This window comes from Lentzea roselyniae, assembly GCF_039537795.1.
GTDB classification, from domain to species: Bacteria; Actinomycetota; Actinomycetes; order Mycobacteriales; family Pseudonocardiaceae; genus Lentzea; species Lentzea atacamensis.
In genome coordinates this window covers 1-896 of record NZ_BAABBE010000130.1, presented here as the reverse complement: position 1 = coordinate 896, position 896 = coordinate 1, and the positions used below count along the sequence as shown (strand labels likewise).

Annotated in this window: 1 protein-coding gene; it reads left to right on the top strand. The window is 68.2% G+C overall.

The window, feature by feature from the left end; genetic code table 11:
• Positions 1 to 53 precede the first annotated feature (53 nt).
• A protein-coding gene (locus ABFX45_RS46180) for an IS5 family transposase (protein WP_346137426.1) occupies positions 54 to 886 on the top strand; the annotation gives its coding sequence in 2 pieces (ribosomal slippage) (positions 54 to 402 and positions 402 to 886; 834 coding nt in all).
• Positions 887 to 896: the final 10 nt, after the last annotated feature.

Below are 896 nucleotides of genomic sequence, written 5' to 3'. Positions count from 1 at the left end.
AGACCGCATCTCGTTTGGGTGTGTTGCAAGGTAGGCTATATCGTTGATCAGCGATGAACGATGTGGAGAAGTGGTGCCCGGAGCCGTTGTGGCTGCTGGCGCAGCCGTTGCTGCCCGATGCGCCGCAACGCCACCAGTGTGGAGGCAGGCGGCGCCTGGACGATCGCGTCGTGCTGGCGGCCATCCTGTACGTGCTGCAGACCGGATGCGCCTGGTCGGCACTACCGGCGTCGTTCGGGGTCAGCTGCCCGACCGCGCATCGCCGGTTCACCGAGTGGGTCGAGGCGGACGTCTTCGCCCGGCTGCATCAGATGATGCTGGATCTGCTCGGCTCGGCCGGGGCGATCGACTGGTCACGTGCGTCGGTGGACGGCATGCACGTCCGGGCGGTCAAAGGGGGGATCTGACCGGGCCCAGCCCGGTCGACCGGGGCAAGCCCGGCAGCAAGATCCACGCGCTGAGCGACCGTAACGGCCTGCCGCTGACCGTGGGTGTCTCGGCGGCCAACCGCAACGACCACCTGGAGCTGGAGGCCGTCGTCGATGCCGTGGCCCCGGTCAAGGGGCCTGTCGGCAGGCCTCGCCGCCGGCCGCGCAAGCTACACGCGGACAAGGGCTACGACTACCCGGCCTGCCGTAAGTTGTTGCGCCGTCGGGGCATCATCGCCCGGATCGCCCGACGGGGTATCGAGTCGCCCAAGCGGCTGGGGCGCCACCGGTACGTCATCGAACGGACCCTGGAGTGGGTTTCCCGGTTCCGCCGGCTGGCACGCCGCTACGAACGCAAGGCCGCCCACTTCACGGCATTCGCCCAGCTGGCCTGCGCGGTGATCTGCTACCGCCGAGCCATCAAGCTGGACCTGCTCACCCACGACAACCCCAAATGAGATGTGGTCT